Origin of the sequence: Pseudomonas zanjanensis (assembly GCF_014268745.2) — a bacterium.
Lineage (GTDB): Bacteria > Pseudomonadota > Gammaproteobacteria > Pseudomonadales > Pseudomonadaceae > Aquipseudomonas > Aquipseudomonas zanjanensis.
In genome coordinates this window covers 45757-59116 of record NZ_JABWRB020000003.1, presented here as the reverse complement: position 1 = coordinate 59116, position 13360 = coordinate 45757, and the positions used below count along the sequence as shown (strand labels likewise).

Here is a 13360-nt window from a genome sequence, read left to right as displayed (position 1 = left end):
CAACGGTGCGATAGGTTTTGAACTTTCCAATCACAGTTTGGACAGTCAAATGCCTTTCGCTCCAGAAAATGAATCCAACAACCCCCCTTTGCCCGAGAGTATTCGAAGCCCAGCGGGTTCCCAGGATCTTGGGCCGTCTCCTCACACGGAGGTGGGCGCTCGAGGCGATACGCTCAGCGTCCAGGCAAGAGAGCAGATCCGACAACTAGAGCTCCTGAACATAAATCAGGAAAACCTGGCTCGCTTGTTTGCCGGCCTTCCCACCTTCGACACCGTGATCAAGAACCTGCTGATCAGCACAATCAAGGCCGGGATTGCCGAGCAGGAATTTCGAAACACACAACTTTCGAGCCTGGACCCGGATGACTGCTATGTGAATCACTTCATCCTGGATTCGAGCGGTAGGCGTTCGTTAACGTCCTCGCGGAGTTTTACCCAGGTCTTATGGGATGGTTTGCTCACGGATACACCTCCTGCTTTCTCTGCAGGGGTGGGATTTTTCTCTCGTCCGGATAGCGTGGACGAGGCCGACAGCCTGCTCGTCGGCCCGGTGGATACGCGAACGCTAACGGCCATGGCATCGGCCTTTTACATCGCCAACCCAACCACCCAGGACAGAGTGAAGCGTCAGTTCCGTGAAGAACTCAGCCTGTTTCGCACCCGCACGACATTGAACGGCTCGCCTGATTCCACCACGCCCTCGACGATGGCAGGGGCCTTCGCCCATCTGCTTTACCAACGGTTCCAACATTTCTTCGACTTGTACAAAGCCGATCGGAACACCGTGTCCCCCTCGATCGAAAGTGCGCGAATCCAACAGGTCGAGGAAGACCGCTTGCTGGATATCATCACGACTCACCCGAGCAAGGCAGAAAGAAACCGATTGATGCGGGCGCCCATTCCCTATGTTTATGCCGTCACACTCGACATGGGAGACGAGCCCCCCCAGAAATGGCCCGCTGCAATGGTTATCAAGCGAACGGACCGACAGGAGTTGTTCCTTTACTCTCTGGAGTTCGGGTTGCAGCGGTTCGATTCTTTTCAAGCGCTGGAAAAGCAAACAAGGCCTTTCTACAAGGAGCAAGTACGGGCGATTCGGGACATATCCTCTGAGCTCATCGGGCATGTGTTCGATGTCGCGGCACAAGAGCTGCTGCAGATTCAAGGCGCTGCTCTGGAGAGAGCCTTGAGTGCTCCGGAAAACGCGACGATTGCGGTGAGAACCTTTGCGAAGAATCTCGAGGATGCGCTGGTTTTGCCGATGTTATCCCTCGTCCTGCCGCTGCTTGTGCGTGTGGGTACACGGATTGAAAACAACCGTCCCCACTTTTATAAAACCGCGGCACCTTTGCAGCAAGCCCACTATCGCCAACTGGAAGGAAGGGTGATGGGGGCTGCCTATCGATTGGGCGATGGCGTTCAGAAACTGGAACGGTTCGCCAGCGAAAAGATTAAACGCTTTCTCAAGCAAACGGTGCACGCGAGCATAGAACCTGATCCGGACAAAACGATGATCACGCTTTTCTCTGGTAAAAGCGTCGATCCCAGGAACTCCCGTATTACCAGCTTGACCCAGTTGATGCTCGACAATGTCCGTTCGCCCCAATATCCGAATGCAATGAGGGAAGTAACGACAGTCTATTTGGTCGATCAACAGGGCGAACGTATCCGGCACCCGGCCACCGGTCTACCGATCACGTTGGCGGGGCCTGAGCTTGCAAAAATGGCGACAACGCTCAATGTCGGCGGGACCTATGAAGTTCTGCTTCGCGAAGAACTGAATAAACCGGCCTATAAAGCGGCGTGGCAGGCAGCGTACCTGGCCAATCTGAAATTCAAGCGATACGAGGCGACGCTCAAGGGAAGCGCAGTCTTCAAGGCTGAGGCACTGGACAGGACGCTCAAGCCGCCAAGACTCAGAAAACAGCTCGCTCTCTGGCTGCGAGCAATCTTGGAATCGCCGTCGGCACAAATACGTCCGCAGGTCTTTGGGCGACGGGTTCACGTCTATGGTCTTTTATTGGGCGGAAGCGTGGGTGTTGGAGGACAGAACGGGACGATGGGCGGCGCGGTCAGCATCGATGGCGCGCTGATTTTTACCGATCAGGACGGGCCGGTGATCAAGGGAGCTGTGGGTGTCTACTTTCCTGACAGCCCAAAGGGGGAGGACCTGCATGAATTTTCTGATTTGAGTGACGGGGTCGCTGGACTGCTGCAGTTGGAAGAGTGGCAAGCGTATTTCCGTTCACGCATAGCCAGTGCCGACGAAGAGGAGATAAAAAAACTGCTGGGGCAGCACCGCAGCCGGCCTTTGATTCGAGGGCTGCTGATCACCGCTGATTTTCTTGACGCCTATCACCGGGCGCACGTCAACTTTCACAGCGCGTACGCGGACCACCGCTCCACCAGCAATCGGGAGATAGCGCATCAGACGGCTTTGAGGGTCGGCATGGCAGCGGTCGAAAGCGTGATGGATCTGGTCGGCCTGCTTTTCACGCCTGGTTTTCGATTACTCAAAAGTGCGGTGGAGGTGGGCTACAGGGCGTTCAGGACAGGCATACCGATGGACCTGGCCACCCTGTTGCGTGTGCATAATCTCGCCTGGCGCATAGGGCGTCGCTCTGTTTATGGCGCAATGCTTTATTTGCGGGGTGAGCCTTCGTTCGTGCTTGCGGCGGCGCGTCAAACCCAGGGGGAAATGCTGGCACGGCTCCCGGTGGAAGACGCGTTTAACCGTCGTTATGGGGTGGCGGATGGATCTCCGATTCAAGGCGTTTCCGCAGACGCACAAGGATTTTATCGCCCCACCCTCACCGACAGTGTCACGCAGGACGAAACGCTGGCAGGGCTCCCCTTGGAGGAGGCACTCTACCGTCGCTATGCGGTGACGGATGGCTCTGTGATTCAAGGCGTTAGCGCAGACGCACAAGGTTTCTATCGCCCCTCCCTCACGAACAATGTCACGGGGAGTGTGAGTCGTCCTGTCTATGTGCGGCAGCCCGATGGAACGGTTTTCCGAGTGCACGATCACACCCGCTTGAACGCCACCGAGGCAACCCTCGTTGACCCGTTGACGGGCTTGAGCATCCGCTCCAGCGGCGTGATGAGGAGCACCGTGGCACGAATGCCCAATGGCGAATGGCGTGCCGTGGGGTTTGGCCAGGGCGGTGGAAAGCGCCCGGGGGAGACGTCGCCTCAACCAGGTCCTTCCAAACCCAAGATGCCGGCCCTGTCGCGTGTTTCCGACTCAATTCGTATGTCCGGCAGTTGGGATAATCAAATCATGGATCTGGTCCCGGCGATCATGCCTCGTCTACCGAATTGGCCACAAAACCGCAGCCTGATGATCAGGGATGAAATCTCGGCAAGTCATTATTGGTCGGTGCGTTATACCCCGGGGCAACCTGAAAGCATTTATCCGATGCGCTACCACCCGGATGAAGCGAGCAGCGATATTGTTTTGAGCCGAACGGCACAGAATCACTACACCTTGATTCTGGATGACCGTGTCGTGGACATCCCCGCCGATGGCGATTGCTTTTTCAATGCCGTTGCCCAAGGGCTGAATGAAGGGCAGGCGCAGGGGACATTTTCCATACAAGGGCTACGCAATGCCGCGGCCGACTACATCGAGCAGCATCCAGAATTGAGTCACTACTTGCCGGCGCACCACGCTTCCGGCGAGCAGCAAGCGCTCTTTGAAAATGCAGCCTCTCTTAAAGAGTTCATGGGCGGGACCGCATTCGGCGATCTGACACGCATCATTCATGGTGCGCCGAATCCGCATCGGTTATTCCAACCGCTCATTAAGTATCTGAATCGTTATATCGATAACTTAAATCGGAGGGTGCTTAATCAAGCAGGAAATACGGTGTTGCCAGCGGAAGTCCTGCAAATGATCGCACGTCATTTGTCGGCCCGATCTCCAGGGAAATTAAGCCAATGGCATGGCCCCTTATCTGCACCGGAAAGGCAGTCCTTACGAAACTTTCTTGAGAGCACTCTTCTGGAGCCCGTCGAGTATCGGTATATCGACGAATTTCTCGAGGACCCGTACCTGGTCTTGCGGGCCAATCAGCTCCATATCTTATTGGAGTACGGTGTTACCTCGCGGGAGTTGTCATGGAACTACCCTCTTTCCGATGATGCTTTCGTCTTGTTCGACGAAGCCACGCACGGTCAACTTGACGACGATGAACTTGAAGAGTTGGTGGATAGCGTCAGGCTGGTGACCGAAGATGATCTGGAGGACGTGCAAGCAAAAATAAAGCAAGTGACAGGTGAAACCGTCATTGACCAAGGCGAACTGTTGGAATCGTATGTGAAATACCAGTCAGCGGACAGGACGAGTGACCTGTACCGCCTGGCCCTCAGGCGTTTCCCCGATTTGCAGGTACGGGCAGATATTCTTCTGGCATCCCCTATCCTCTCGTGGACATTGGGCGGCGACCTGGATATCAGCGTGTTCGCCGGCTGGTTGCGTAACCCTGCATTATCCAATGAGCGGCTTCGACTGATTGCTGGATATGCCAATAGCCGTTACGCAGAAATATCGGAGGACGGCTTCCTTGATATCGGCTGGATGCAGTCGTTCAACGACCAGAATGTACTCTCGATTGTCACTCACCAAAAAAGCATCACTGGCTTCATGGGGTTTCTGGGAGGCGCGCGAGGTGACATGAGGGGCTTCGATATCCCTGCTGTCGCCAGGTTGTTCAGCGTGGTGGGGCAGCCTGTTTCCAATGCGCGGGTTTCGCTGCTATTCGCCACCCCTGGATTGTGGGCTGCGATGCAACGTTTCCCAAGAAATAACGCCCTGCAAATCTGGAACGAGTTGATCGGCCCCTATTTCAGCGATGCCAACATACGACGCGCGCTGGCGCACCCTGGAGCGCTAACGTCCGAGCTTAACTTTGCCTTGGCTTTGGGGGTCGGGCTGAGCGCGGAAGAGGCGCGCGCCAATCGGATCGTTCGAAATTTATTCGGCCTTGGCCAGAGCCGCTCCCAACAATATCTGTATAACTTTGATTTCCCCACCGATCGCCTGGGCCATAGCCGCCTGGATTTCGCCTTGTACCTGGAAAGCCACCTGGCGATACCTGAATGGGCCTGGCGATATGCGAGGGAAGGAGTAACCCCGGATTCGCTCAAGCCGTTCGGAGCGATCAAGACCACAAAGCCCAGGGAAGATAAACCCGACAGCTGAGTTGGCAAGCAACGGGTAGACGCTCGCACCCCTCATCACAAACCGGCTTGTGATGAGGGGCGGGTGGCCGTCAACGGTCAGATCGGCATTGTGCCAGCCCTCGCACCTGCCCACCGTCGCGCTGATTGTCCTCGCTCAGCCACTGTTCGAACCCGGCCTTGATCGCCGGCCATTCCGAATCCAGCATCGAATACCATGCCGTGTCGCGATTCTGCCCCTTGACCACCATGTGCTGGCGAAACACCCCTTCAAAGGTGAAACCCAAGCGCTCGGCGGCATATTTGGAGCGGGCGTTGCCGTTGTTGCACTTCCATTCCAGGCGACGATAACCCAAGGCGAAAGATTCCTTGGCCAGCAGATAGACTGCCTCGGTGCTTTTCGGTGAGCGCTGCATCGGCGCGCCGAAGGTCACGTGGCCGATCTCGATGCGACCTTGGGCCGGGACGATCGACATGAGGCTGAGAATGCCTTGGACTTCACCGCTGGCACGGTCGATCACGCTGAAGAAATACGGGTCGACGTTGGCCGCATGGTTGTCCAGCCAGGCGTCGAACGCACCGCGATCCTTGAACGGACCATAGGGCAAGTAATCCCAGAGTTTCGGGTCGGCACCGGGGCCTTCGAGGGCTTGCCACAGGCCATCGGCATGCCGCGCCGGGTCGAGTTTTTCCAGGCGGATGAAACGCCCTTCGAGCACCTGTGCAGAGGGCGCCGGGACACCTTTCCAATCAGCGAGTGAAGACATCGGGCGCTCCTTAAAGGGCTTTGCGAAATTGAATGTAGCCTGGGCGCTCGGCAATGCGCTCGTAGAGCTGGATCGCCGTGGCGTTGGTTTCGTGGGTCAACCAGTGCACCTTGCAGCAACCGTCGGCCTTGGCGGTGGCGTAGACGAACTCGATGAGCTGGCGACCCACACCGGTGCCACGGCTCTGTTCGGTTACCAGCAGGTCTTGCAGGTAGCAGGAATTCTCGATGCTCCAGTTCGAACGATGGTAGATGAAGTGCACCAGGCCCACCGCCGTGTCGCCCTGCCAGGCCAGGGCAGCATGGGTCGGTTCACGCTCATCGAGCAAGCGCTGCCAAGTGCTTTGGCTGACCGCGTCTGGCAATTGGGTGTTGTAGAAGCGCAGGTAGGCTTGCCACAACGGCAGCCAGGCGGCGTGATCGTCGGCGCTGACGCGGCGGATGTCGAGTTGGCTCATGGTCACTCCTTGGACGATTGTTCAGGTATCAGGTGGGCGAGGGCCCGGTCCTGCGGGTCGGGGCTGGCGGCGAGCCCGTTGCGTACCCCGGCGACATCCGCGGGGCTGCGGTTCTGGCTGAGCTTGCGCTTGCCTTCCAGGCGCTGGATCGGCAGGGCGAAGCCGACGATGGCCTTGAGCATGCTGTCGATGTACTCGGCCGGTGCGTCATCGATTTTCCACGGCTGTGCGCGAGCGCTTTCGTGGCGGTCGGTGAGGGCGCCGACCAGGTCGCGCAGGCGCTGCGCGTCGCTGAACACCTCGGCGCAGCCGTAGGCGTGTACGGCCACGTAGTTCCAGGTCGGCACGACTTTGCCGTGTTCGGCCTTGCTCGGGTAGAAGCCCGGGCTGACGTAGGCCTCGGCACCGGCGAAGATCACCAGGGCTTCGGCGCCGGCTTCGAGGTCGCGCCATTGTGGATTGGCCCGGGCCATGTGCCCGTAGAGGCTGCCGTTCGGTCCTTGTTGCGTGTCCAGCAACAGCGGCAAATGGCTGGCCTGCAAACCGTGCTCACCGTGGGTAACCAATACGGCCAGGCGGCAATCGCCCATCATCTGCTGCAGGTGGGGCAGGTCTTCGACGGCAAAGGCTTTGGGGTTGTACATGATGATTTTCCTTGGCGAATGCAAGCATCCTAGGCAGGCTATTGGTCTGTTGTAAGAGCCACTTCCGGCCAATTTGGTAGGTCCATTCACGAGGTCTGTCATGCACAACGCCGCGCCGCCACTGTCGTTCAACCCCGCCGGCATCGAATTGGACCGCCGTCATGGGCTCAGCCGCCAGCTTTACCAGGCATTGCGTGCCCGGGTGCTGGACGGACGCCTGGCCAGCGGCACGCGCCTGCCGGCCAGCCGTGACCTGGCGGCGGCCCTGTCGATCTCGCGCAACAGCGTGGTCCGGGCCTACGACCAGCTCTACGCCGAAGGTTTCATCGAAGGGAGGGTGGGTGACGGGACTTACGTGGCGAAACTGTCCTCGACGACCTTGCCCCTGAAAAACATATCCACAAAAGTATCCACAGGGTTTTCAACAGGTTTACCCACAACCTTATCCACAGATTGGCTCGATTTGCCTGTGGTTCCATCCAGTAAAGTTATCCACAGCGGCGCGTTGAACCGCGTCGAAAAACACCATTTGCCCCAGCCACCCAGTGGCCCACCGCGAGCGTTCAGGGTCGGCGTCCCGGCGTTCGATCTGTTCCCATTCGACGTCTGGGCCAAGCTGAATGCGGCTTTCTGGCGCAAGCCGGACTTGCAGCAACTGTGTTATGGCGATTCCCAAGGGGATGCACGCCTGCGGGGGCTGATCGCGGCGTACTTGCGCAGCTCTCGAGGACTGCACTGCACGGCTGAACAAATTGTGATCACCAGTGGCGCCCAGCAGGGCATTAGCCTTTGTGCACAGCTGCTGGTGGATCCGGGCGATGTCGTGGCGGTGGAAAATCCCGGTTATCGCGCGGCCGGGCATGCGTTCGCCGTGGCCGGTGCCGACGTCAAGGGCGTGCCGGTCGATGGCGATGGCTTGGACTGCACGGCGCTCGGTGCGCTGAGCCATTGTCGGCTGGCCTACGTGACGCCGTCCCACCAATATCCCACCGGAGTCGTCATGAGCCTGCCACGGCGCCTGGAACTGCTGGCCTGGGCCGAGCGCAGCGACGGCTGGATTGTCGAGGATGACTACGATGGCGAGTACCGCTACAGCGGCGCGCCCCTGGCGCCCTTGGCCGCCCTGGATCGCCAGGGCCGTGTGCTTTACGTCGGCACGTTCGGCAAAGTGGCGTTCCCGGCCCTGCGCCTGGGCTACCTTGTGCTGCCGCCAGGCCTGGTCAACGCCTTTGCCCGACGCCGCGCGGTGGACGTACGCCACTCCGAAGTCAGCACCCAGGCCGTGATGGCAGAGTTCATGGCCACCGGGCATTTCCAGCGGCATATCCGGCGTATGCGCAGGGCCGCCCTGGCTCGGCGTGACGCTTTGTTGCTAGGGTGGCCCGAGGCGGTCCCAGGCGTGGGGCCGCTGCCTTCGGTCGTGGCGGGGCTGCACATGACGGTGCCGGTGAGCAGTGTCGAACGTGAGCGCGAGCTGATCGCGCAGGCGGCCGGCGCTGGCGTGGAAATAAATGGGTTGAGTGACTATTGGCTGTCTGGAACCGCGCCGTCGCAAAACGCCGGCGGATTGGTGCTGGGCTTTGCCGCCGTCCCGCCCATGGCGATCGGCAAAGCGCTGGCAAGCCTGGCGAAGGCGTGGAACATTTGAATGCCGGATGCCGGGCCATCCGCACAATGGCCCGGCTTTGCTTCTACGGCCTTTCCTTGGGGAAAAATACTTGCTGGGCCTGGTCCACGGCGATTTCGCTGCGGTAAAGGTCGATCAATTGGCGTTGAGTGAGCTCTTCGCTGCGGTCGACCGATGTTTCCTGGGTGATTTGCTCCAAGGTCTTGAGACGTGCAGAGAGGAAAGTGCGGGCAGCTATCCAGTCCGTTGAATACCGGAAGTCTGCGAACCACAGCGTTTTGCCGGTTTGCCGATCCTTGATCTCGTATCGGTCAAGGTAGCCGTAAGGCGGACGCTTCCTGCGTTGCCGGTTGATCTGTTTGGTGATGACGATCTGGTTCCGCTCCTTGAGCCACAAGACGCTGCCCATCGTGGGTGGGCTTTGCTTGATGATCGCCAGGAGTGTCTGGAGCTCCTCTCGATACAGAGCCTGCGATTCCTGTTTCAGCCGCAAGCGCAAGGATTCGGCTGTGCGCCGGTCTTGCTCGGAGATTTCTATCGTTTCGTTGGAAACGACACCTTCCACCTGGTCGAGCGCTTTCCTGATCGCGACGCCGACGTTCTCCATCCTGCCGGCATGGGAAGACAGGATCATGCCGATACCGGCGGGTGTTCGGTCAGGCTGTTTCAGCTCCTGTTCTAGCTGCGCCTTGAATGCCGGCAGTCCGTCGATCAGGGCCTGGCCTTTGCTGAGGCTGATAGAAAGTGTCGGGACGGCCGATGGTGCGGTTGGCATCACGTGGGGTGCCCATTCGCCGGTTTCCTTGCGGTGGAAGGTGATAATGACCTTGTCCGAAAATGGATTTTTCACGTCAACCCAATCGGTTGCTTCCCTCGTTTGGGATAAGCGCGGTTCGCCACTGACCAAGCCCCAGAAGCGTGCCCTGATGAATTTTTTCCTGGGAGCGGGCCGTTGGTCGTGAGGGCTGTTGGTGCTGCGCCGATTGCTTCGCTCGTCGAGCGCGCGGGCCAAGTGGCGCAAGGCGCGCTTTTTGTGAAGGCCTATCTTGGTGCGCATCCGAGCGATTTGCCCGGGACTGGCGCTGTCCTTGTATTCGCGATTCAGATAGTCCAGGTGCTCCTCGATGGCTGCGAACTGTTCGGTCAGACTGCCGAAGGCATCGATCTGTTCGTCCAGCCGGATAACGCTTCGCTCATCCATGGCGTCGCGCAGGCTTTGGAATGCCACCGTGGCGTTGTCGACGATCCGGTTAATTTCCGCCCAGCCTTCGGGCATCGTGTTTACGCTGTCGAGCGAAAGACACAGATGGCGGTACATATCCAGTTGGATAAGCCGCAGGTCATCGCTTTTGTAGCTGGGCATTTTTCCCCGGTGCTGGCGAACGAACTCAAAACCTTCACGCCCCAACTGCTTGAGTCCGGAAAAGCGTGTTTCCATGTAGTCCAGGCGTTCGATCATGTCATCACTGACGCTGATCATCTCCTCGGCGGCGGCAACATGATGCTGTTCAAGCACTTCCACGCCAGACGTGATCATGCCCAAGCCTTTGCTCATGGCTGGGGTGAAGCGTTCCCGGAGCGCGTCTATCTCGGCAAAGGTGAAGTTTATCTGCGCGTTCAGGTAGCCGAGCCGGGTCCGAGGACTGTCGGTCCTGGACTGGAACACGGGCCATTCGGTGAGGATCTTCAGCGCTTGCTCATAGCTTTCCCGCTGAGTCTTAAGGGCGCCGACATAGGCGTCGCGCCTGATGTCGCGGGCCGCCCCCGAGGCTTGGTTGAATGCTTGCGCTTCCATGGTCAGGAGTTTCTGATCCTGTTTCTTCCGCGCCTCGAACTGATTCAACTCGGCGAACAGCTGGATGCTGCGGCGTCTTGCCTGCGCGACGACTTTTTGCCGGGCACCTTTGGAGCCAGTGCCGCGCAAACGCAAGCGCGTGTCGATGTGCCACATCCCATAGGCATCGAGCCACAATGCGGGTCCTCTGCGTGAGGGATCCGTCGCATCGATGATGGAGACCTGATCCCCGTCCACGGCCACGTTGAACCATTGGTCCGCAACTTTTGCGTACCAATTTCCGCCCTGTTCATACAACCCTTGCAGCGCGCCGTCAGTCCTGGGTTGTCCCAGTTCCTTGGGAACAGGAACACTGAAAGGTTCGAGCTGTTTCGCGCCGTCCGCCGATCTGCTCATCAAGGCACCGCTGGTATGGACGGTTTCATAGTGTTCGAGCGGCAGCTCTGTGCTGGTAACCGGATCGAGCTTTTCGATGACAAGTTCAGGCCTTGGCAGTTTCGGTGGCGCCAGCAAGGTTTCCGGCGCCTCGCTCCGGCGACCGCGCTTGGATTGCCTGGATTGCTCGATGGCGTAATCGACGGTGGCCAATGCGATGTTCAACAGCAGGTCGGCGAACGCTTCCCACTTGGTTTGGCTGTCGGATTGCTCATCACTCTGTGTGATTTGTTCAAGGTCATCCAGGATCTGCCAAAGCCAGGTTGCGGTGCCTACGGCGGTACCCAGGTAAGGCAGGGCCAGATTGAAAATCAACCACCCCGTCTGCTTGAACGCTTGCCAGCGGCTTTCGCTGTTGGAAATCGATTGCCGGTTGGCAAGCTCGACCATGGCGTTGGCATTAGCCTTGAATAGGAACGACAGCACATCCGGCCCAATGGTTTCTTCTGCCAGGCTGACCGGCCCGCTGTAGGAAAAAGAGGTGAGCGAGTCAAACGCAAATTCCACGGCGGCCCAGGGTGACGGCAGTGGGCCTGGAAAAACGTACCGGCTGTAAGTCACACGAGCGTCGTCGGTCAGCCAGGCCAAGACCGACTGGCGTAGCGAAGGCGTTTGCCTGATTGCATATAACAGGTTGCTGAACGACGGGAACTGGCTCAATTGCGGTTCGAGCAATGGACGATAGAGCAAGCAGGGCCCGGCACTTTGATCCAGTGCACCAATGACAAACATATTGGTAACGATGTCTTCTGAGTTGCCCAGTTGCAGTTCCGGCACGAAAGCCAACTTGCGCAGGACGACACGCTGCCCATCGACGTACTGGTTAGCTTGCTCGACCTCCATCAATGCCATGACATACCGACAACCCAGCTCATCCAGGTTGTCTCGTCCACGCAATTTGCTTTCCAGCGCGAGCATTGGCAGTTGAAGGCGTAACTGGGTCGTGTACAAGCGTTCGCGACGGGAGGATTCCGTGGGGTCGTCCAGCAATTTTCGCTTGATCAGGTCGGGGTAAACCTTGCCCACATCGATTCGGGTAATGAGATCCTCGATGTATTCAACCGTCATCCACCGGGGGAGCTGAGTGCCATCGACTGACCGTACAGTTTTATTGCCGGACGGAATCGCGATCAGGTTCTGCAACGCAAGCTCTACGAGGCTGAACCGGGTGGTGTCGATTTTGCCGGGAACGACGAAGCTGCCCCACACGACCGGGCTGCGTACCTCTATCTCGATTTTATTCAAGTCCAGCGTGGAGGCTTCGTCGTGTTCCAACGTCATCAGCTTTTTCAGCGCATTGGAGGCGTAGTGCTGGATGGACGGGATGTCGTCCAGGTAGGTTTTGCCGTCCTGGGAACTGCTCAGCGCTGATAGGTTGCGCAGGTATTGCGCAAACAAGGTCTGGTCGGAGATCGATGCAGTCCTTAGCCAGAGGGGAACCTGTCTTTTGAACCATTCATTTTCCGGATCCTTGGCATTCAAGCCTTGAGTGGAAGGTTGTTCGTCTTCGTCGGACGTTATATCGGTGAGAATATGCGGAGAACCCAGGATCTTGACCTGCATGGCGATGATGCCGCAGGCCTTGCTGTCAAAAATATCCCCGGCGGGCTCATAGAGTCGCCAGCGGATTTTTTTTCCAGCGCTCATGGGCCCAAGGTAAGGCGGAAGCGACTGGCCCAGCGCTTGCCTGGAGTCGAATTTCTCATAGCCGTTAAGCAATGAGTGGGTGAGGATGACCTCCTTGTTGTCGATCTGGCCGATCAAGACCATGATCGAGTTGTCCTCCAGCGGGCGCACGTTATCGCCATCTACATCGTCAATGTCGACCAGGTATGCGTGGCTATCATAGGGATCCGCGGTTTTCCTGAGTTCTCGGTCGGGATATAAAAATAACCGCTGGGCCATCCCGCACTCTGTCGAGGTCCAGCCTTCAACTTGGTCGACATTCCAGAACTTTCGTAACATTCTGGACAACTGGTGCCAGCGCGGCCCGGACTCCCTCTGGGGGGTGTTCCAATAGGCCAGCTGTTGTTCCTGATAGGCGGGCAGGACGGCGGGCACCAGTTCATTGATGACTCGACCGACCTGGTCGATACGCACGGGCAGATGCACTTCGGGGAAGGTGATGGGCAACCGGGCCAGGAAATGCAGCCCGTCAATCAACAACACCGATTCATCCGTGACCACTCGGGCGGCGATAATGGCGGCAAGCGTTTCATAACGTGAGGGGCGCTGGATAATCTCGTCGCCGACCATGTCCCAGGCCGGCGTGATGACAACGGTGGTGTGAGGATCGATATCCAACGTTGGATATAACCTTATCAACTCCTCTCGGAGCAGCTCGGCAGCCACTTCCGGGTAGTTGGGTCCTGAGAGCAACTGATTGATTATCGCCTCTTGGGCGTGCGCGTCGGGCGTCGGATCCGGGGTGGTAGGCAGTGCCATCTTCAT

Annotated in this window: 6 protein-coding genes; 2 read left to right on the top strand and 4 right to left on the bottom strand. The window is 58.3% G+C overall.

The features are described 5' to 3' along the window. Positions 1–49: 49 nt before the first annotated feature. Positions 50–5206 carry a dermonecrotic toxin domain-containing protein gene (locus HU715_RS27365; RefSeq protein ID WP_225917673.1) on the top strand — a complete coding sequence of 1719 codons (5157 nt, stop codon included), beginning with the start codon at positions 50–52 and terminating at the stop codon, positions 5204–5206. Between the two features lie 70 nt (positions 5207–5276). On the opposite strand, the gene HU715_RS20055 is transcribed toward HU715_RS27365, so the two are convergent. From HU715_RS20055 to HU715_RS20045, 3 genes are read right to left on the bottom strand one after another with little or no spacing between them, the layout of a single operon-like run. Beyond that, positions 5277–5951 carry a GNAT family N-acetyltransferase gene (locus HU715_RS20055; protein WP_186709607.1) on the bottom strand — a complete coding sequence of 225 codons (675 nt, stop codon included), beginning with the start codon at positions 5949–5951 and terminating at the stop codon, positions 5277–5279. A gap of 10 nt (positions 5952–5961) precedes the next feature. Beyond that, the gene (locus HU715_RS20050; protein ID WP_186709605.1) at positions 5962–6408 is read right to left on the bottom strand and encodes a GNAT family N-acetyltransferase; all 447 of its coding nucleotides are present in this window, start codon (positions 6406–6408) and stop codon (positions 5962–5964) included. 2 nt (positions 6409–6410) lie between these two features. Further along, entirely contained in the window at positions 6411–7052 is a 642-nt protein-coding gene (locus HU715_RS20045; protein ID WP_186709604.1) for an FMN-binding negative transcriptional regulator, read from the bottom strand. Positions 7053–7152: 100 nt separating this feature from the next. Between HU715_RS20045 and pdxR the strand changes: the two genes are divergently transcribed. After that, complete coding sequence (gene pdxR / locus HU715_RS20040) at positions 7153–8700, top strand: MocR-like pyridoxine biosynthesis transcription factor PdxR (protein ID WP_186709603.1); 1548 nt, start codon at positions 7153–7155, stop codon at positions 8698–8700. A 43-nt stretch (positions 8701–8743) separates the two neighbouring features. Here the strand turns inward: pdxR and HU715_RS20035 are convergent, their stop codons facing one another. After that, on the bottom strand, positions 8744–13354 hold the full coding sequence (locus HU715_RS20035) for a dermonecrotic toxin domain-containing protein (protein WP_186709602.1): 4611 nt from the start codon (positions 13352–13354) through the stop codon (positions 8744–8746). Between the last annotated feature and the right edge of the window lie 6 nt (positions 13355–13360).